This window comes from Nonomuraea solani (assembly GCF_900108335.1).
Classification (GTDB): Bacteria; Actinomycetota; Actinomycetes; order Streptosporangiales; family Streptosporangiaceae; genus Nonomuraea; species Nonomuraea solani.
On the sequence record NZ_FNVT01000028.1, the window covers coordinates 40829 to 60656 of the forward strand.

Below are 19828 nucleotides of genomic sequence, written 5' to 3' on the forward strand. Positions count from 1 at the left end.
CATGACTACCACCGACACCGCCCCCGCCCCCGGCGGGGAGAAGGTGACGGACAGGCCCCGGTCACCGGCCGCGCGAGCGCCCGAACGCGCCGATCACTCCCGTGAGCGCGTTCGCGGCCTCGACAGGATCTGGCTGATCGTCTTCCTGGCCCCCTTCCTGCTGCTCTACCTCGGCTTCACCCTCTGGCCGCTGGCCGCGACGATCTACTACTCCTTCTTCGACTGGTCGGGCCTCGGCCCGGTCGAGGACTTCGTCGGAGCCGGCAACTACGGCACGATCCTGGCCGACCCGCTCTTCTGGGTGTCGGTGGTCAACACGCTGATCTTCGCCCTGCTGACGACCGTCATCAAGCTGCCGATCTCGCTGGTCGCGGCGATCGTGCTCACCCGCAAGTGGCTGCGCGGCAAGCGGTTCTTCCGGACCATGTTCTTCGCGCCGCTCATCATCCCCGTCGCCATGGCGGGGCTGGTCTTCACCTACCTGCTCAACCCGTCCAACGGCGCGCTGAACGCGATCCTGCGCGACCTCGGCCTCGTCGACCAGGGCTTCGACGTGTTCGCCAACCGGTGGAGCGCGCTGCTGGTGCTGGTGCTCGTGTCCATCTGGCAGATCTTCGGCCAGTACATGATCTATTGGATCGCGGCGCTGCAGAACGTGCCGGAGGAGGTCTACGAGGCGGCCGCCATCGACGGTGCGAGCGAGTGGAAGAAGCTCACCCGCATCACGCTGCCGATGATCAAACCCGTCGCGGTGATCATCACCCTGCTCGGCCTCGTGAACGCCATGCACGTCTTCGGCCTTGTGGTCACGCTCACCGCGGGCGGGCCGGGCACCAGCACGTACATGATGTCCTACTACATCTACCAGAACGCCTTCGGCTCGGTGCCGTTCGCCTACGGCTACGCCTCGGCCGCGGCCCTGCTGTTCTCCGTCATCGCGTTCGTCCTGGTCTCCGCCCAGGGCATCGCGGTCCGGCGGGCGCAGCGGCTCAGGAAGGAGTACGGCGTCTGATGACGACGATCGTCACACCCGTCAAGCCCGCTCGCCGGAGCCACGCCGTCCGCGCCAACCTGATCGCGTTGCCGATTCTGCTGGTCATCGGGCTCGTGTGGGTCTATCCCTTCCTCTGGACGATCTCGGCCGCGTTCAAGACGCAGGCCGGGATGTTCACCAGCGGCGCGAGCCTGGTGCCCGACCAGTGGAGCTTCGAGAACTTCACCCGGGCGTGGGTCAACGCCGGGTTCTCCGGCTATTTCTTCAACACGGTGCTGTATTCGGCCGCCTCGACCCTCATCGAGCTGGTCAAGGCCGCCCTGTGCGGCTATGTGCTGGCCAGGTACGAGTTCCCCGGCCGCACCCTGCTCTACCGGATGATCGTGGGGACCCTGTTCATCCCGGTCGCCTCGATCATCGTCCCGCAGTTCGTGCTGATCGAGAACCTCGGCCTGCTGAACACGCGGGCCGGGGTCATCCTGGCCATGTCCGGCGGCGCGGGAGCGCTCTACGTCCTGCTGTTCGTCGGGTTCTTCTCCAGCGTCCCCTCCGACCTGTTCGAGGCGGCCAAGCTCGACGGGGCCGGTTTCCTCAAGACCTTCCGCCTCATCCTGCCGCTGGCCAAGCCGGTCATCGCGGTGGTGGTCATCTTCCAGTTCATCAGTAGCTGGAACGAGTTCAACGTCCCGCTGGTGTTCACGCTCGGCCAGCCCGACCTGCAGAACCTGGCCGTCGGGATGCTGTCCTTCCAGGGCGAGCACGCCACGGACTGGACCGGGTTCGCCGCGGGAATGACGATCTCGTTCCTGCCGATGTTGATGATCTTCCTTTTCTTCCAGAACTACTTCACGCGCGGCCTGGCCGGCGCGACCAAGGGGTGATGGTGAGGCACGGTACGTTCGCCTACACCTGGGACATCGTGGGCGATCCCGCGGCGGCCGAACGCATCGCCGGGCTCGGCGTGAGCACGGTGACCCTGCAGGCCGCCTACCACTCGGTCCGGGCCACCACCCCGTGGCATCCCCGGCACCGTGTCGTGCAGGCGGACCACGCGGCGGCCTACTTCCGGCTCCGTCCCGAGCGCTGGCGTGGGCGGCTCCGGCCGTACCCGCCGGGCTGGGGGGTGCCCGACGAGGACAGGTTCGGCACGGCGCTGGCCGCGCTGACCGAGGCCGGGCTGCGCGCCGAAGCCTGGCTGGTGCTCACGCACTCGTCGGTGCTGGGCCGCGACGCGCCCGACCTGACGGTCAGGAACGCCTACGGCGAGTCCTACCCCTACGCGCTCTGCCCCGCCCAGCCCGCCGTCCACGACTACGCGCTCACCGTCGTGCGCGAGGTGTGCGAGCAGTACGACGTGCCCGCGCTGATGCTGGAGGCGTGCGGCTGGCTCGGCATGGACCACGTCGGCCACCACGAGAAGACCTCCGGCGCGGGCCTGTCCGCCTGCGGCCGGGCGCTGATGTCCCTCTGCCTGTGCCCGGCCTGCCGCACCGCGCTGGCCGGGCGCGGCGTGGACACCGGCGAGCTGGCCCGCGACGTGCGCGCCGCCGTGGACGGCGAGCTCCAGCGGGACGTCCCGGCCGGGACGAGCCTGGACGAGGCACTCGGCCGCGAGCGCGCCCAGGCCGTGTACGACCACCGCGACCAGGTCATCTCCGGCCTGGTCCGCGCCGTGGCGGAGCTGGCCGGCGGCCGCGAGCTGCTGCTCATGGCCACCGACGACCCGCAGGTCACCGGCCCCGACGTGGGGATCGACCTGGCCGGCTTCGACGCGCCGGTGGACGCGTACGTGCTCAAGTGCTGGGGCTCGGAGGAGGCGGCGCTGGCCCAGGTGAAGGCCGCGGCGAGCCGTACCGAGATCCCCCTTGTCGCCAACCTCACCGTGCTGGAGGACGGGCACGCCCGGATTCCGGCTCTGGCCGCCGACCTCGTCGCCGAGGGCGCGCGGCAACTGCGTTACTACCACGCCGGGCTCGGCTCACCCGCCCGCCTGGCCAGTGTCCGGGCGGCGGCCCGCATGAAGGAGAGAGAATGCTGAACGGCCTGTACGTGATGGACCCCAACCGCTTCGACGACGTCTACGGCCCGGAGGCCAGGGCGGCGATCGAGCGGCACCTGACCATCACCTCGCCCCCGCTCACCGCCGACCGGCTCACCCCCGACGTCCTGGAGAACCTCGATGTGCTGGTGACCGGCTGGGGCGCGCCCAAGCTGGACGCCGAGCTGCTCGCCGCCGCACCCAAGCTCTCCCTCGTCCTGTACGGCGCGGGCTCCATCCGCCCGATGGTCACGCCGGAGTCGTGGGCCAGGGGCGTGCGCGTCACGTCGGCGGCCACCGCCAACGCCACCCCCGTCGCCGAGTTCGCGCTCTCCCAGATCCTCTACGCGCTCAAGCACGGCTGGCGCTACGTGCTGACCGCGCGCGCCAACGCCGCCACGGCCCCGCGCGGGAACGAGATCGGCGTCTACGGCGCGGTGGTCGGGCTGCTCTCGCTCGGCGCGACCGGCCTGGCCACGGCGCGGCTGCTCGCCCACCACAATCTCGTCGTGCAGGCCCACGACCCGTACGCCGACCCGGAGAAGGCCGCTCAGGCGGGGGTGCGGCTCGTCGGCCTGGAAGAGCTGTTCGCCACCTCCGACGTGGTCAGCCTGCACGCGCCGCTCACCCCCGAGACACACGGCATCGTCGGCGCCACGCTGCTGGAGTCGATGAAGCACGACGCCACCCTGATCAACACGGCGCGCGGCACCCTCGTCGACGAGGCCGCGCTCGTGGACGTGCTGAGCCGGCGGACCGACCTGTTCGCCGTCCTCGACGTCACCGACCCGGAACCGCCGGTCGCGGGGTCGCCGCTGTTCACGATGCCCAACATCGTGGTCACCCCGCACGTCGCGGGCAGCCTGGGCCACGAGCGGCGGCGTCACGGCGAGGCGATGGCCGAGGAGCTCGCCCGTTACGTCGCCGGTGAGCCGCTGCTCTACGAGATCAGCGAGTCCGGCCTGGCGAGGAGGGCGTGAGCGGTAGCACCCTGGTGCTGCTGCCGCCGCACGAGCCGGAGGTCGCGGGCTGGCGGGAGCGGCTGGAGCAGGAGGTGCCCGGCCTCGTCGTGCTCCAGCCGGAGACCCGGGAGGAGGCGGCGCACGCGCTGGCGGAGGCCGACGCCGCCTACGGCACGCTGCCCGCGGACCTGCTGGAGCGCGCCGGGCGGCTGCGCTGGCTGCAGGCCCCGCAGGCCGGGCCGCCTCCGGGGTTCTACCATCCGGCGCTGGTCGAGCACCCCGTCCAGGTCACCAACATGCGCGACACCTACACCGACCACGTGGCCGCGCACACGCTGGCGCTGGTGCTCGCGCTGGCCAGGGGCCTGCCCCGCTACGCCCGCGACCAGGCCGGCGCCCACTGGGCTCCCGACTGGGACCCCGGCGCCGTGCTCGCCCTGAACGAGGCCACCGCCCTGGTGGTGGGGGTGGGCGCGATCGGAGCCGAGGTCGGCAGGCTGCTGGCCGCGTTCGGCACCACGGTCGTGGGCATCGACGCCCGGCGGGACGGCCCCGTGCCGGGCTTCGCCGAGGTGCTGCCGGCCGGCGCCCTCGACCGGCGGCTGCCCGGGGCGGACCTGATCATCCTGACGGTCCCGCACACCCCGGCCACCGAGGGCCTGCTGGACGCGCGCCGGTTCGCGCTGGCCAAGCCCGGCGCGTACGTCGTCAACGTCGGACGCGGGCCCATCCTCCGGCTCGACGACCTGACCGCCGCCCTGACCGCCGGACGGCTGGGCGGCGCGGCCCTGGACGTGTTCGAGACCGAGCCGCTGCCCGCCGGCCATCCGCTCTGGCGGCGGCCCGACGTGCTCATCACGCCGCACGTCGGCGGCGTGGGGCCGCACAACGAGGAGCGGCGCTTCGCCGTCCTGCTGGAGAACGCCCGGCGTTTCGTGGCCGGGCGGGAACTCATCAACCTGGTCGACAAATCCGAATGGTACTGATGAACCGGATAGCACGTGTAGAGACCTTCACCGTGGCCCTGCCCTCGCTACGCGACTTCGCCGTCGCGGGCGGGTCCGTCGTCCAGGGGGGCCGCCCGGCCATCCGGGTGCTGGTCAAGGTCACCGCCGACGACGGCACCACCGGCTGGGGCGAAGCCACCCCGATTCCCTCCTGGACGTACGAGACCACCGAGTCCATCGTCTCCACCATCGACGGCTACCTGGCACCGGCGGCCGTCGGGCGCCCGCTGTGGGACCTGGACGGGCTCTGCCGCGCCTTCGACCGCACGATCAGCAAGGGCTTCTCGATCGGCATGCCGCTGGCCCGCGCGGCGGTGGACGTGGCCTGCCACGACGCCTACGCCCGCAGCCTGGGCGTGTCACTCGGCGAGCTGTGGGGCCGGCGCAGGCGTGACACCATCGACCTGGCCTGGATCGTGGCCCCCGGCTCCGCGGCCGAGGCCACCGACTCGGTGGCCGAGGGCCGCGCGCACGGCTACCGCCACGTCAAGGTCAAACTCGGCCTGCACACCGAGGACGAGGACGTGGCCATCGTGACCGCCGTGCGCGCCGCCGCGCCCGACGCCGTGCTCTGGGTGGACGCCAACCAGGGCTACACGGCCGCCGCCGCGCTCCGGGTGGCCGGGCGGCTGGCCGATCTGAACGTCGCCGTCTTCGAGCAGCCCCTGCCGTCCAACGACATCGCGGGACTGCGCCGTCTGCGGGACGCCAGCCCCATCCCGGTGGCCGTGGACGAGAGCCTGCGCCACCCGAGCGACCTGGCGACCTTCGTCCGGCTCGACGCCATCGACGTCGCGGTCGCCAAGGTGCAGCGGTGCGGCGGGCTGACCCTGGCGCTGCGCCAGTGCCAGCTCGCCGAGGACAGCGGTCTGGAGATCATGGGCTCGGGGCTCACCGAGTCCGACATCGGGCTGGCCGCCTCGCTCCACCTGTTCGCCGCGTTCGGTGTGGCGACGCCGGTCGACCTCAACGGCCGGCAGTTCATCACCAGCCCCTACGCCACGGATCCGGTCATCACCGTCACCGACGGCGTCGCCCACGTGCCCGACGGGCCCGGTCTGGGGATCGGCGTGGACGAGGAGGCGGTCAGAGCGCTCACCGTCTAGAAATATTCCTTGACACGAATATTCGTTGCCGTGAATACTTCTCGGCATGGACGCACTCCTCGCCGCGCTGGCCGACCCGGCCCGCTGGCGGCTCGTGGGGCTGCTGGCCGAGCGGCCCCGGCCGGTCGGTGTGCTCGCCCGGCTCGCCGAGGCCCGCCAGCCTCAGACGACCAAGCATCTGCAGGCCCTTGAGCGGGCCGGCGTCGTCACCTCCCAGCGCTCCGGCCAGCGCCGCGTCTACGCGCTCCGGGCCGCACCGCTGCGGGAGCTGGCGGCCGCGCTCACCCGGCTGGCCGACACCGCAGACCAGGCCGGTGGCTCGCACGAGACCTTCGACCGCTACGGGCTCAGCCTCGAAGCGGAGCGGCCGGCCGCCAAGGAGCCGGGGTGGGCCGACGGCCGTTCGTTCAGGTTCCTCCGGTCGCTGGCGGCGCGGCCGGAGGAGGTCTGGCGTCACCTGACCGAGGCCGCCCTGCTCGCCCACTGGTGGACGCCCGACGACCTGCGCGTCTCCGAGCTCGTCTTCGAGGCGCGGCCGGGCGGGCGGATCGTCCACGAATACCGCGACGCCGAGGACACCGACGGCTCCGACCTGGTCGCCGGGCGCGCGCTCGGAGCCGTCGAGGACGTACGACCCGGTGAGCGGCTGACGTACCGGCTGTCCCCGCTGCTCGCCGACGGCGGCACCGCCTTCACCGCCCACCTGGAGCTGGACCTCCGGCCCACCGGCACCGGCACGGAACTCGACGTGCACTTCGGGATCACCGGCAGCACGGTCGAGTCCGCCGACTTCATCGCGGGCATCGAGATCGGCTTCGGCCAGAGCCTCGACAAGCTCGCGGCCACCCTTTCCCCCACGAGGAGCACGAAATGACCAGCCGCAAAGTGACCGCGAACCTGAGCCTCACCCTCGACGGGCGTTACCACGGCCCCGGCGGGCCCGGCGACTTCGCGCCGTTCGTCCCCTATGTGACCACCGACGTCGCACGCGACCACATGAACCGCATCTGGGAGAACGCCACGACCGCACTGCTCGGCCGGATCAACGCCGAGGGGTTCCTGGGCTACTGGCCGTCGGTCGCCGAGGACGACAACGCCGACCCGCGTGATCGCGGATACGCCAAGTGGCTGGTCGACACGGAGAAGGTGGTCCTGTCGACCACCTTGACCGACTCCCCGTGGGGCCGTACCCGCGTGGTGAACGCCCCCGCCGCCGACGTCGTCGCCGACCTCAAGGCCACGGGCGCGGGCGACATCCTGGTCAACAGCAGCGCCAGCATCATCAAGCCGCTGCTGGCGGCCGACCTGCTCGACCGGCTCTACCTCATGATCTTCCCCGAGATCGCCGGAGGTGGAGGGCGGCTGTTCGACGACGGCCTGCCGGCCACCAAGTGGACGCTCACCCACCAGGAGACCGGCGCTCTGGGAGAAATGGCCATGGTCTACGACCGGGCCCGCTGAACCGGGCCGGTCAGCGCACCAGGTCCAGCAGCCGGGGCGACTCCTCGTCAAGGGCCATCGCCGTGGCGTGGGCGCGGATCAGGGCGTGGAACCGATACCGTCCCGCGATCGGCTCCTGCAGGAGGTGCACCTCCTGCAACCGGTCGAGGAGCACCGAGGCCCGATCCGCGGTGGTCGCCAGCAGCGCGGCGGCCGCGTCCGGAGCGAAGTCCGGCGCGGTGCGCAGGCCCAGCACCCGGTAGGCCCGCCGCTCGTCGGCGCCGAGCCTCCAGTACGACGTGTCCAGCGCGGCGGTGACGCTTCGCTCCCCGGCACGCAGTTCGCTCAGCAGCCGCCGGTGCTCGTCCAGCCGCTCCAGCAGATGGCTCACACTCCACGCCGGATGGGCTGTCAACCGGGCCGCGGCCAGGCGGATCGCCAGCGGCAACAGGCCGCACCGCCGTACCACGCCGGCCAGCACCTCCCATGGCACCCCCGCGACCCGCCCCTTCCCGGCGGCGCCGATGAACAGCCCGATCGCGTCCGCGAGCGGCAGCACGTCCACCGACACCGTGCGGACGCCGTCCAGGCCGGCCAGCCGCCGCCGGCTGGTGACGAGCGTCGGACAGCCGCCCGCGCCGGGCAGCAGCGGCCGTACCTGCTCCTCGTCGGCGGCGTCGTCCAGGACGATCACCATGCGGCGGCCGGCCAGCACGCTGCGGTAGAGCGCCGCCCGGTCATCGAGATGCCGCGGAATCGACTCGCCCGGCACACCCAGGACCTCCAGCAGCCGGGCGAGCGTGTCGGACGAGTCGGCCGCCGCCCTGCCCTGGGTGTGACCGTGCAGGTCGACGTACAGGTCCCCGTCGGGAAAGCGCGAAACCAGCCGATGAGCGGCATGGACGGCCAGCGCGGTCTTTCCCGCCCCCGCCATGCCGTCGATGACGGTGATCGTCCCCGCGATCTCTCCCAGAACGGCGAGTTCCCGCGTCCGGCCGACGAACGCCGCCACATCGGCGGGCAACTGCCGCGGCGTCGTGCGTACCGGGCTCGAGATCTCAGGCACGGTGATCGCGGCGCTCAGCAGCATCGACAGCTCCGCGCCACCCAGGCCCAGCGCCGTGGCCACCGACCGCATCGACGTGCCGCGGGGGCGCCCCAGCCGACCGGCCTCCCACCGGCGGACGGTCCTGACGTTCAGGCCCGCCCGCGCCGCGAGCTGGTCCTGGGTCAGCAGCGCCCGTTCACGCCACGACCGCAGCAGCTCGCCCAGATCCGGCTTGCCGTTCTCGACGACCCGGTCGGTCATGATCGCACCTCCTTCGGGGGCTCAGCCGTAGGCTTCGATCTCGGCCAGCTGCATGTGGAAGGCACCGAGCGGGTCGCTGCCGAGCTTCGTCCCGGTCACCTTGACGTAGCGGGCCTCCACCGCCGGGAAGGAGAACGTCTGCGCGCCGGCCCCCGGGCGGGGCTGGTTCGTACGGGAGGCCACCGTGCTCCACGAGGTGCCGTCGGCCGACACCTGCACGGTGAAATCGACGGGGAACCCCAGGCCGGTGTTCGCGCCGTCGGAGCGCGGGAACAGATCGACGCGACTGAGCGACCGCTTCGACTGCAGGTCCACGCTGATCCACTCGGTACGGTCGGCGGACGTGCCGGCCGCGCTGGTCCAGCCCAGCGAGAGCGGAGTCGACGACTGGATCCCGTCCACGGCCGCCGTCGCATGCCAGCCGTCCGCGGAATAGCTGCTGGAGGTGGTGACGGGCCTGCCGTCGGCCAGGTTGTCGTCCGGGTTGGCGGTGAAGTTGTCGAACCGGACGCTGGCCCCGCCGGTCACCAGGGCGAGATGTCCCGCCGGGAAGGCGTTGTCGGTGACGCTGACGACGGGCTGCGGATTGTTGCCGAGGAAGGCGCTGATCTTGTTTCCGAACGCCATGACCCGCAGCCGGGTATAGGTGCCCGGCCGGTAGTTTCCGGCCACCGCCTTGGCCAGCGTCTGGCCGGAGCGGTAGATGAAGACCTCGCCGTTGTTGCGCACGGCCACGAGGTAGCCCGTGTCCATGTCGGTGGCGTTGGAGCCGCGGACCACGAGGCCGGCCCAGTTCGCGTTGCCGCCTTCGGCCGTGTTGACCGAATCGATCTTCAGGTCGACGGAGGCGACCACGTCGCCGTACGAGCTGGATTTCGGGGTGGAGGTGAAGTCCCAGCGGGACTTGTCGGTCTGGAGGTACTCACCGGTCGGCGCCACCGACCAGGAGCCCTTGCCGGGCTGCCAGTTGGTGTGGCCCGCGCTGAAGTTGTCGGTGTAGGGGAAGCGCCGGTCCGGGCCGTTGTCCACGAGGAGTTCGAGCAGCATCTTGTGGCGGTCGTCCACGAGGGCGCCGGAGCGGGTGTAGGTGACCGTGTCCGTGATCAGGCTCGACGCGACCAGCCGGGCCAGGAGGGGCTTGGTCTTGGCGAGCAGGTTCAGCAGCTCGTAGTCCTCAAGGCCGTCGAGTTGCGTCTCGCTGCGCAGGCTGTCGTAGATGTCGTATTTGTCGCTGTTCGGCCGGACCAGCCAGGCGTCACCGGTCTGCCGGACGTCGAAGGTGTTGACGATGGTGTCCGGGTTCTTGGCGTCGTGCCAGTAGTTCCAGCCCCAGTGCAGATAGCCGGTGCCGCCGATCTTCCAGGTCAGCCACGGGGTGAGCCGGGTCTTGGCCAGGTGGTAGCTGATGAACCTGTTCATCTGCGAGCCCTCGGGGACGATGCAGTTGTACAGCCACAGCTCGGTGCCGTTGGCGCGCAGGTTCTGGTAGTAGCCGATGTTCTGGTCGTAGTGGCCCAGCACCGGCGTGATCGTGGTGAGGTCGCCGGCGAGGCCGGCCAGGACGGTGTCGTGCGCCTCGTTGGTCCGATGGGCCGGGAAATACTTGCGGTACTTGCCGTACAACCAGTTCGCGTCCTGCGCCTGCTCCTGGGTCTCCGGCTCGTCCACCGCGCTCATGTAGAACCGGTCGGTCCATCCCTTGAGGTCAAGGTGCGCCTTGAGAGCGGGGAACACCTTGTCGTAATAGGCGTTGGCCTCCGCGCTCTCCGGCTCGACCAGCACCCGCTGGACCACGCCGCCGACGTTGCGCAGGATCTCCGCCTTGACCGGGTCGGCCGAAGCCGGCCTGGGGTTCTCCAGCAGGGTCGGCGTGTAGATGTACTGCAGGGCTTTCGCGGTCTCGAACGTCTCGATGAACCGGTCGAAAACGTCCCAGCCGAACTGCAGCTCGCCGCCGGGGCCGACCTTGCTGCCGGGGATCAGCAGGGCCTGGAAGTCCGCGTAGATGACGTTGTTGCGGTGCCGTTCGTGGTTTCTGGCGATGCTCTCGATCACCTTCCACCAGTTGTCGCTGTACATCTCCGCGTTTCTGTACTGCTGCGGGATCGCCCTGATGGTGCCGGTGTAGTCCCAGCCGGCGGAGGTGAACCAGTTGTTCATCTTGAACGTGGACTCGTTCGGCTCCGGCAGGGTCACGTCGTAGACCACGACCCGCACGTTCACCGTGGCCGTGCCGGCGTTGCGCGTGCTCACGGCCACGGTCCCGGTGTAGACGCCGGGCGTCTGCCCCTTCGGCACGGTGACGCTGTAGTGGTAGGGCTGGGTGACTCCGCCGTCCAGGGTGAGCGGGCGGTCCGCCTCCACCAGGGCGTCGGGGTAGATCGTGCCCCCGCCGGGCGGCTGCTCGACGTCGCCCCTCATCACCACGACGTCCCGATGGTGGTACGCCCGCCGTAGCAGAATGTCCGACGTCGGGATGCTCGCCCCGCCGGGTCCCGTGAGCGCGCTCACGGTCAGCAGCACATCGCCGAGCGCCTCACTCGTGGACGACCGGACCGCGATCTGGGCGGCCTCCTGCTCGCCTCGGGCCGAGTACAGGTCGATCGAAGTCGGTGCCGACGACGGCGGTGGCGAGGTGGAGAACACCCGGTCCGCCGCGCTGGCCGTCCATATCCGTAACCCGGCCGCCGCGTGGGCCGGGGCGACGGCGATCAGTTCGAGCAGAACGAGCACGGCCACACATAACGGTAGTAAGCCCCTGCGTGGCGTTCTTCTCTGTGGCACTACTGCGCTCCTTAGTCGACGCGGTCCACGGTTTCGTCGATCTTGTAGGGCCGGACCGCCTCCGTCGTGATGGCGATCGCTTCCCTGGTCTGTTCGAACGTTCGTTGCGCGATGGCGATGTACAGCACGTCCAGGACGGCCAGTTGAGCGTGGCGGGCGAGGATGTTCTCGGTGTCGGAGCTGCCCATCTCGTACACCGCGGTCGCCAGCGCGAGTTCGGCCCGGCGGGCGACGGGGGAGGCCAGGTCGTTGGTGACGGCGATCGTCCGGGCGCCGTGCGAGCGGGCTTCGTCGGTGAGGTCGCAGACCTCGCGGGTGCGTCCGTTGTGGGAGACGACGACCAGCACGTCGCCGCGGGTCATCAGGGCGGCGCCGGCCAACGCCACGTGAGTGTCGGTGTCGAACCAGGCGGGCACGCCGATCTGGTAGAGCCGTTGCTGGAACCCCAGGGCCGTCGTCGCGCTGCCGCTGACCCCGTAGACCATCACCCGCCGCGCGGCGGCCAGCAGGCTCGCCGCACGATCCACGGCGGCCAGGTCGAGGTTGCCGATCGCCTCGGCGACGACGCGTCCGATGTTGGCCGAGATGACGTTGGCGACCCGCCGGATGTCGTCGCCCTCGGTCACGTCCGTTCCGATGTGCGCCGCCCAGGTGCCCCCGCCGATCCGCCCGCTGTCGGAGGCGAGCGCGATCCGCAGCGCGGCGTACCCGTTCATCCCCAGGGCCCGGCAGAACCTGGTGATGGTGCCGGTGGACACCCCGCACCGCTCCGCCAGCTCCACGATGGTCATCCGGGCCACGGCCGCGGGATCGCCGAGCACGAGCTCGGCCAGCGACCGCTGGGCGTCCGGCATCGTGGGCAGCAGCCCGCGGATGCGCTCGATGATGCCGCTCGACGGCTGGTAGGTCGACATTCCAACTCCTCACTCCTGGAGGGAAATTATTCTTCATAACTGGGGTCGTCAACGCTATAGAGCGAAAAATTTTTGTCCATGCAAGTGTCCGCCAAACGTCCGGTCACCGCCCTGGTCACCCCGGGCGCGAAGCGAGAGAGTGCCTTGACATGGAGACGGAACCGTCGGCGGCGCTCATGTCAGCGATCGTGACCGAGCATTTCGTGCTGCAGTCGGGGGCCGGCACGACGGTCAGCGAGGCACTCGGGCGTTCGTCGTTGTATCTGTCGGCGCTGTCCAGCAGCCTGATCGCGCTGGGGTTCGCCGCGCAGACGCCGGGCCTGCTGCTGCCGTTCGCCGCCGCCGCGCTGCCGACGGTCTTCGTGCTGGGCGTTTTCACCATGGTCCGGCTCGTCGGCACCGGCGTGCAGAACATGCTGTACCTGAGCGGCATCTCTCGCATCCGGGGCTACTATCGCACGCTCGACCCGGAGGCGGCGCGCTACTTCGCCCGGTGGGGCGCGGGCGACGGGGAGACCGACGACGCGCTCGGCTCACTGGCGGTCAGAGGAGGTCCGATGGCCGGGCTCTTCACCGCCGCGAGCATGATCGCCGTCATCAACGGCGTCCTGGCGGGCGTGGGACTGGCCCTGCTGACCTACTACGTGGTGACAGATCACCACCTGCCGGCCGCTCTGGCCGTCGGGCTCGTCGCCATGACCGCCGGCCTCGCGATGTTCTTCCGCTACCAGCACCGCTGCTACCTGAGGGTCCAGCGCTGACCGGACAGGAGATCACCCATCAGACAGCGAATGAGCGTCATCACTCTCGGCGTCGCCGACGTCGCGCGGTCCACCGCCTTCTACCGGTCGATGGGCTGGCACGCCGACGTCGGTATCGACGATGAGAACGACCAGATCACCTTCTTCCAGGCCGGGGGGACGATCGTCTCCCTCTGGGATCGCGCGAAGCTCGCGGCCGACGGCCGGGTCACCGACGGGGGCGGCTGGGGCGGCGTGACACTCGGGCACAACGTGAACTCACCGGAAGAGGTGGACGAGATCCTCGCCGCCGCGAAGGCGGCCGGCGCCACGATCACGCGGCCGGGCGGGACGATGTTCTGGGGCGGCTACTCGGGCGTGTTCGCCGACCTGGACGGCCATCCGTGGGAGGTGGCCCACAACCCGGCCTGGACGGTACGCGAGGACGGTTCGGTCGCACTCTCCTGAATCCGCGTCCGGGCGTGGGCCGAACTAAGGAGGGCCCGAGGTTTCCCCAGCGCGCGAGGAGTGCCATGTCCCTGCGATCGCGTCCCGATCCGGCACTGGTCGAGCGCGCGGAGGCCGAGGCGATGTACCGGCTCGGATCGAGAGCCCCCGCCGCCGCGCGGGAGGCGCTGGGCCTCGAATGCGTCCGGCTCGCCGGCGGCGTCGTCCTGGCGATGCGCGACGACCCGGTGAACTACTGGAGCAGGGCGCTGGGGTTCGGCTTCGACGGGCCCGTCACCGCGGAGCTGGTCGGCGAGATCTGCGACTTCTACCGGTCGAGGTCCGTCCCGTCGGCCGTGCTGCAGGTGGCGCCCGCGGCCCTGCCGGCCGACTGGGCGGAGATCTGCGCGAAGTACCGCCTGGAGCGCACCTCGTCGTGGGTGAAGTTCGCCCGCGACCTGACCGACGTACCGGAAAGGGACGCCGGGCCGGCCGTCGAGCGGATCGGAGCGCCGGGCAGGACGGCCCGGGAATGGGCGTCGGCGCTGATGCGCGGCTTCGGCATGCCGGCGGAGCCACTCATCCAGATGACCGCGGCCCTCACCGGGCACCCCCGTTTCCACGCGTACCTGATCAGGTCCGGCGGGGAGGCGGTGTCCGCGGCCGGCATGTACGTGCACGGCGAGATCGCCCATCTCGTCGCCGCCGCCACCCTCCCGCCCCATCGCGGGAGGGGCGGCCAGTCCGCCCTGCTGCGGGCGCGGATCCGCGACGCCGCCTCCGCCGGGTGCCGCTTCTCCGTGGCCGACACCCAGATCGAGCGGCCCGGCACGCACAACTCGTCCCTGCACAACCTGGGACGAGCGGGCTTCACCCGGCTGTACGTCCGCGACGACTGGACCTGGACCCTCGCCAATGACACGGCCGGATGTCCAGAGTGAACGGCCGCGCGATGGTGATCACCAGCCCGAACACCACCCACCTGCGATTCAAGGTGACCAAGCTCTGATCAGCCCGCCCTCAGTTGCCGTCGATGAACCGCTGAGCCAGGGTCCTGCCCAGGTTGACGGCCTGCGTGTGATGCTCCCTTCTCGCTACGAGACGTCGATGTAGTCGACGTTGGGGCCACCGCCCGCCGTGGTGGCGGTGGCGCGCACGGTGTTGGCCCCGGCCGTCAGCGGCAGCGTGAACGTGTCGGTCGCCCAGGTGGCCCAGGCGCCGGTGCCGTTGTAGTCACGCGTGATCGTGGTGCCGCCGGTGGTGATCGCCATCGGCCGGTTGGCCGTCGTGCCGTTGGCGTAGCGCAGGGTGACGGTCGCGTTCCCGGCCTGGGCGGCGTTCACGGTGAACTCGACGTAGGAGCCGACCAGGTTGTCGTAGTTGACGAAGCCGGTGCCGGAGTAGCTCGCGTGGTTCGACTCGGCGGCGCCCTGCGAGATGGTCGCGTTCTCGGCCTCGTAACGCGGGACGGCCGTGGCCGGTCTCGCGCGGATGAGACGGGTCTCGCCCGGGCGCAGCGTGGCGCTGTAGGAGGAGGCGACGGTGCCCTCTGACGCGCCCGACCACAGGTTGGTGACGGCGGCCGGCCCGGTGAAACCGGCCTGCGACCAGGTGACACTGACCGTGGAGTTGCCGGACGTGCCGGTGTTGTAGAGCGCGATGATGTGGTCGCCGTTGGACTCGCGCTTGCGCCACACCTGGTTGACGCCGCTGTTGACGATCCGCTGGGCCGCGACGCCGTCCTGGTTGACCGCGATGAGCCGGTCGTTGGTCAGCATGGTCAGGTCGGTCGCGGTGAGCGCGGTCAGGTCGGTGCCGAGCAGCAGCGGGCTGGCCGCCATCGCCCAGTGCGTCATGTGCGAGCGGCGCTGGTCGGCGGTGAGCCCGACCTGGTCGCCGTTGCCGATCTCCAGCGAGTCGTAGTCGTTCCATCCGCCGGGGCCCGCGTACGGCTGCCAGGAGGCGGCCGAGTTGAACCGGCTGACCACGTGCGCCCAGTCGGTCAGCGGGAAGCCGCTGCCGTTGGGGCCCGGGCCGCAGTAGCACTCGACGTCGCCCTGCGTACGCCAGCTGTTGGCGAGCCGCTTCCAGGTCGTGGCCTGGGCGATGGGCAGGTTGTTGGACAGCGCGAAGTTGATCGGCCGGCCGGTCCGCCGCAGCGCCCTGTCCCACGCCTCGACGTCGGCGATCGTCGTCGCGTCCACGCCGTCGATCTTGAGGTAGTCGACGCCCCACGAGGCCATCTGGCCGGCCCACGAGTCGATGAACGCCTGCGCTCCCGGATGATCGAAGTTCAGCCGGTACATGTTCTTGCAGTTGTAGTTCTTGTGCGTGCGCGAGGTGTCGGCGATGTCCTGCGCGTGGTACGACGTCCCCTCGATGGGCCGGTTGGCCGTGACGGCGTTCTTGGCGATGCCCGGCGTCACGTAGAAGCCGAACTTCAGGCCCTTGGCGTGCACGTAGTCGGCCAGCGCCTTGATGCCGCCCGGGAACTTGGCCGTGTCGACCGCCCAGCGGCCGAACCCGTCCACCACGTAACCGTTGGCGTCGCACTTCTGGTAGAAGTCGTCGAGGTTGACGTAGACGTAGCCCTTGGCCGCCAGGCCGCTGCTGACCAGGGCGTCGGCCTGTGCCTTCATCTTGGCCTCGGTGGGCGTGCGCCGCACGAAGCTCCAGCTGCTCCAGCCCATCGCGGGCCTGATCGACAGGCCGTTGTCCGAGGCGGTTTCCATGACGGCGCCCGATGAGAGGTCGATGTAGTCGATGTTGGGGTTGCCGTTCGCCGTGGTGGCGGTCGCTCTCAGCGTGTTCGATCCGGCGGTGACCGGGACGGTGAAGGTGTCGGTCGCCCAGGTGGCCCAGGCGCCGGTGCCGTTGTAGTCACGCGTGATCGTGGTGCCGCCGACGGTGATCGTCATCGGCCGGTTGGCCGTGGTGCCGTTGGCGTAGCGCAGCCTGACGGTCGCGGTGCCGGTCGTTTCGGCGGGGAACGCCCACTGCACGTACGAGCCGGTGACGTTGTCGCCGTTGACGTAGCCCGTACCGCTGAAGCCGGTGTGCGTGTTCTCGAAGACGCCCTGCGAGATCGTCGCGTCCTCCGCCTCGTGGCGGCCGGGCGGCGGCTCGGTGGCGCCGGCCGCGTACTGGCCGCCGGCCCACGCCTCGTCGACGCGCCACCTGGCGATGCCGTGGTGGCCGGTCTTGGTGAGCCGGACGTAGCGCGCGGTGGTGGCGGTCAGGTCGATGAACTGCACGCCGCGCGCGTTCGGCACGGTGCCGGTCTTGACCGCGCTCCCCCAGTTCGTGCCGTCGTCGCTGACGTGCACCTGGTAGCCGGAGATCCGCGCCGACCCGCTCGCCGGGTGGACGGTCGAGTCCTCGCGCTGGTTGAACGCGAGGTACTGCACGCGCTTGGCCGAGCCGAGGTCGAAGGTGAGCCTCGCGGGCTCGGCGGCGTTGCTGTCCCAGTAGGTGAGGTAGTCGCCGTCGCCGGCGGCGGAGGCGGCGTGGCCGCTGGTGGACGAGCCGGCCGACAGGGTGACGCCGCCGTGGATCCCCTCCCGGCCGCTGGAGACGACCTTGAAGACGGTGTCGTACGGGTCCCACGAGGTGATGCCGGTCAGCCGCAGCGAGCCGCCCGACTGGGTGAAGGGCACGGCCGCGCCGGTGCGCAGGTTGGTGACCGAACTGATCCGGTAACCGTTGTCGCGCACCGACAGCGTGCCGCCGGTGGGCGGGGTGAGCACGTGGACGTAGTGCCGGTTGGGGTCGTTCTTGGCGATCGTGGTCACGCCGTGCGCGCCGTCGTTCCAGAACCCGGGCTTGAGGCCGCCGTACATGTAGCCGCCGCCCTCGGTGCCGCCGAGCGACTCCCAGATCTCCGACAGGTACGTGTTCGCGAAGTTGTTGAAGCCGGCCTGCTGGGCGGGGAACCGGCCGTTGACCATCGCGGTCTCGGCCATCAGCGCCTTGACCGACGAGCCCGCGTTGGTGATGAGCCGGCCCAGGGTGAGCTTGCGGTCGACCGCCTGGTCGGAGCCGCCGTACCACCAGGGACCGGCGGTCGGCAGCTTGAAGTCGGCCTCGATGAGGCGCGGCAGGGCCGTGTAGATCGCCTGCGGGTAGTCGTACGACGGCGTCATGCCGGTCTTCTGCTCGTTGCTGATCATGTCCATGATCGGCGTGTCTTCGTTGTTGTTGGAGATCGTCATGTCGGGGCGCTGCTGGTAGATCTTGGCGTAGAGGTCGTTGCGCTCCCAGTAGGCGTTGTCGTTGTCGATCCAGAACCCGGCGAGCTTCGGGTAGCGCCGCATCTGCTCGAAGAACTGCAGGTAGCTGAACTCGCCGAACCCGTCGCGGGTGGTGAGGTCCACGGTGCGGCCGACGTGACTGGAGAAGGCCGCGGAGTTGAGCCAGTCGCCCGAGCTCAGGCCCTCGTTGTGCCACTGCGGGTCGTCGGTCATGTAGTTGATGACCTTCAGCCCCTGCGCGTCGGCCGCGTCGATCAACTCGCCGAGGAAGTCCCTGCTGGTACGGCACGAGCCGGGGATCGACGACGGGTACGGCCGGGCGTAGCCGAGCCTGCTGTGGAAGGTGGCCAGGACGATGTACTGGGCGTGCAGCTTCTTGGCCTCGTTCACCCAGTAGGCCGGCGTCCAGCCACCGCTGACGACGTCGGCCTCCCAGGCGGCGCAGTCGGTGTGCTGGGGCGAGGTCCGCTGGCCCCAGTGCAGGAAGAGACCGGCGGTCGAGTCGCGCAGGAACGCCTGCCTGGGATGCTGCAGGTCCGCTCGCGCGGGGGGCGGCGCGATGAGGAGGGCGGCCAGCAAAGTGAGGACGGCCGGTAACACACGGGACATGGTGGGGCTCTTCTCGCTGAAAGATGGGAGCTTTCCATCGTGTTCCCACAAAGCGCCACACTCGTCAACAGTTGGACCGATCCAATATTTAGGAAACTTTCCTAACCTATCTGACCAGGCACTATATGGCTATGATGCAGGTCCGTTAGTGGTCGGGCGGAACGACCCCACCGACACGCGCGCCCGCTGATACATGGGATGTATCGCAGCCAGAGCCACCAGGACACCGCCGATCCACAGCACGCTCACCGCCCCGGCGGCGTCGACGGCCAGGCCCCAGACGACGAGGATCACGGCCGCCGACAGGGTGGTGTGGTCGGCGATGGCGAGGGTGGCCATGGCGGCGGCGAGGAGCACCCCGATGCCGCACACGGTCTGCCGCAGCCGGGCGGTGATCAGCGCGCCGACGCCACCTTCGGCATCACGGCGACCATGCAGGCCAGCGAGATCAGCCCGAGCACGCCCACGGCCGCGAACGCGCTCCGCCAGCCGCTGAGGTCGCCGGCCAGCGTGCCGGCGGGCACGCCGAGCACGGCGGTCGTTCCTGGCGGTGGCCACGGTGACCAGCGGCGCCGCGACGGCGGCGGCGAGTCCCGGGACGGTCACCATGAGCGCGGTGGTGCCCTCGGAGACGTCCAGTGCGGTGCCGATCGGGGTGAGCAGGCCGACCGGCAGCAGTTCGGAGGTCATCAGGGCGAAGATGCCCAGGGTCACGGCGAAGATCGCGAGCCAGCCCCGCACCAGGGAGGTTTCACTCGGTTCCCGGGGTCTTGCGGGTGGTCACGTTCATGCGGTTCCAGGCGTTGACCGTGAAGATCAGCGCGATGAGATGAGCCAGTTCCGTGTCGTCGAAGTGCCGCGCGGCCTCGTCGTACACCTCGTCCTCGACCCCCTGCGGCAGCAGGGTCACCGCCTCGGTCAGCGCCAGGGCGGCGCGCTCCTTGGCGGTGTACAGGCCGGCTTCCTGCCAGGCGCTGAGCTGGTAGATCCGCGCCTCGCTCTCGCCCGCCCGGCGGGCGTCGCCGGTGTGGTAGTCGATGCAGTACGCGCACCGGTTGATCTGGGAGGCGCGGATCTGCACCAGCTCGACCAGGACCGGGTCCAGTCGTTCGCGGGCCACGGCGTCCAGCGTCAGGACGGCCTTGAAGACCTTGGGCGCGACAACCGGCAGGTTCATGCGTGGGGGAATGGCGACGTTCGTCATGCACTCGACCCTAGGAGCGGGATC

General features: G+C 70.3%; 17 protein-coding genes. 11 read left to right on the plus strand and 6 right to left on the minus strand.

What is annotated here, in order from left to right:
• Position 1: 1 nt before the first annotated feature.
• The 8 genes from C4V41_RS52680 to C4V41_RS52715 are packed head-to-tail and all read left to right on the plus strand — an operon-like array spanning position 2 to position 7568.
• Positions 2 to 1012, plus strand: coding sequence for a carbohydrate ABC transporter permease (locus C4V41_RS52680; RefSeq protein ID WP_103963631.1), 1011 nt, complete (start codon positions 2 to 4; stop codon positions 1010 to 1012).
• Positions 1012 to 1875, plus strand: a complete 864-nt coding sequence (locus C4V41_RS52685) for a carbohydrate ABC transporter permease (RefSeq protein WP_103963632.1) — start codon at positions 1012 to 1014, stop codon at positions 1873 to 1875. The genes C4V41_RS52680 and C4V41_RS52685 overlap by 1 nt, the downstream gene beginning before the upstream one ends.
• A complete protein-coding gene (locus C4V41_RS52690) occupies positions 1875 to 3032 on the plus strand; it encodes an alpha-amylase family protein (RefSeq protein WP_200824860.1) in 1158 nt (385 codons plus the stop codon). Before C4V41_RS52685 ends, C4V41_RS52690 begins: the two co-directional genes overlap by 1 nt.
• Positions 3026 to 4012 (plus strand): hydroxyacid dehydrogenase, encoded by a 987-nt coding sequence (locus C4V41_RS52695; protein ID WP_103963634.1) that lies wholly within the window; start codon positions 3026 to 3028, stop codon positions 4010 to 4012. The genes C4V41_RS52690 and C4V41_RS52695 overlap by 7 nt, the downstream gene beginning before the upstream one ends.
• Positions 4009 to 4980 carry a D-2-hydroxyacid dehydrogenase gene (locus C4V41_RS52700; RefSeq protein ID WP_103963635.1) on the plus strand — a complete coding sequence of 324 codons (972 nt, stop codon included), beginning with the start codon at positions 4009 to 4011 and terminating at the stop codon, positions 4978 to 4980. The genes C4V41_RS52695 and C4V41_RS52700 overlap by 4 nt, the downstream gene beginning before the upstream one ends.
• Positions 4980 to 6107 (plus strand): mandelate racemase/muconate lactonizing enzyme family protein, encoded by a 1128-nt coding sequence (locus C4V41_RS52705; protein ID WP_200824861.1) that lies wholly within the window; start codon positions 4980 to 4982, stop codon positions 6105 to 6107. The genes C4V41_RS52700 and C4V41_RS52705 overlap by 1 nt, the downstream gene beginning before the upstream one ends.
• Before the next feature lie 46 nt (positions 6108 to 6153).
• The gene (locus C4V41_RS52710) at positions 6154 to 6981 is read left to right on the plus strand and encodes a metalloregulator ArsR/SmtB family transcription factor (protein WP_103963637.1); all 828 of its coding nucleotides are present in this window, start codon (positions 6154 to 6156) and stop codon (positions 6979 to 6981) included.
• On the plus strand, positions 6978 to 7568 hold the full coding sequence (locus C4V41_RS52715; protein ID WP_103963638.1) for a dihydrofolate reductase family protein: 591 nt from the start codon (positions 6978 to 6980) through the stop codon (positions 7566 to 7568). The genes C4V41_RS52710 and C4V41_RS52715 overlap by 4 nt, the downstream gene beginning before the upstream one ends.
• Before the next feature lie 10 nt (positions 7569 to 7578).
• On the opposite strand, the gene C4V41_RS52720 is transcribed toward C4V41_RS52715, so the two are convergent.
• The 3 genes from C4V41_RS52720 to C4V41_RS52730 are packed head-to-tail and all read right to left on the minus strand — an operon-like array spanning position 7579 to position 12554.
• Complete coding sequence (locus C4V41_RS52720; protein ID WP_103963639.1) at positions 7579 to 8856, minus strand: helix-turn-helix domain-containing protein; 1278 nt, start codon at positions 8854 to 8856, stop codon at positions 7579 to 7581.
• Positions 8857 to 8877: 21 nt separating this feature from the next.
• The gene (locus C4V41_RS52725) at positions 8878 to 11595 is read right to left on the minus strand and encodes a glycoside hydrolase domain-containing protein (protein ID WP_103963640.1); all 2718 of its coding nucleotides are present in this window, start codon (positions 11593 to 11595) and stop codon (positions 8878 to 8880) included.
• A gap of 56 nt (positions 11596 to 11651) precedes the next feature.
• On the minus strand, positions 11652 to 12554 hold the full coding sequence (locus tag C4V41_RS52730; protein ID WP_103963641.1) for a MurR/RpiR family transcriptional regulator: 903 nt from the start codon (positions 12552 to 12554) through the stop codon (positions 11652 to 11654).
• A 149-nt stretch (positions 12555 to 12703) separates the two neighbouring features.
• On the opposite strand from C4V41_RS52730, the gene C4V41_RS52735 reads away from it, so the two are divergent.
• From C4V41_RS52735 to C4V41_RS52745, 3 genes are all read left to right on the plus strand, one after another.
• Positions 12704 to 13315: a hypothetical protein gene (locus C4V41_RS52735; RefSeq protein WP_103963642.1), complete on the plus strand. Its 612-nt coding sequence runs from the start codon at positions 12704 to 12706 to the stop codon at positions 13313 to 13315.
• A 30-nt stretch (positions 13316 to 13345) separates the two neighbouring features.
• Entirely contained in the window at positions 13346 to 13762 is a 417-nt protein-coding gene (locus C4V41_RS52740; protein ID WP_200824862.1) for a VOC family protein, read from the plus strand.
• A gap of 65 nt (positions 13763 to 13827) precedes the next feature.
• A complete protein-coding gene (locus C4V41_RS52745; protein ID WP_103963644.1) occupies positions 13828 to 14682 on the plus strand; it encodes a GNAT family N-acetyltransferase in 855 nt (284 codons plus the stop codon).
• A gap of 153 nt (positions 14683 to 14835) precedes the next feature.
• On the opposite strand, the gene C4V41_RS52750 is transcribed toward C4V41_RS52745, so the two are convergent.
• The 3 genes from C4V41_RS52750 to C4V41_RS52765 form a co-directional block, all read right to left on the minus strand.
• The gene (locus C4V41_RS52750; RefSeq protein ID WP_103963645.1) at positions 14836 to 18600 is read right to left on the minus strand and encodes a discoidin domain-containing protein; all 3765 of its coding nucleotides are present in this window, start codon (positions 18598 to 18600) and stop codon (positions 14836 to 14838) included.
• Between the two features lie 129 nt (positions 18601 to 18729).
• Entirely contained in the window at positions 18730 to 19341 is a 612-nt protein-coding gene (locus tag C4V41_RS52760; RefSeq protein ID WP_200824863.1) for an MFS transporter, read from the minus strand.
• 10 nt (positions 19342 to 19351) lie between these two features.
• A complete protein-coding gene (locus tag C4V41_RS52765; RefSeq protein ID WP_200824864.1) occupies positions 19352 to 19804 on the minus strand; it encodes a carboxymuconolactone decarboxylase family protein in 453 nt (150 codons plus the stop codon).
• Positions 19805 to 19828 lie beyond the last annotated feature (24 nt).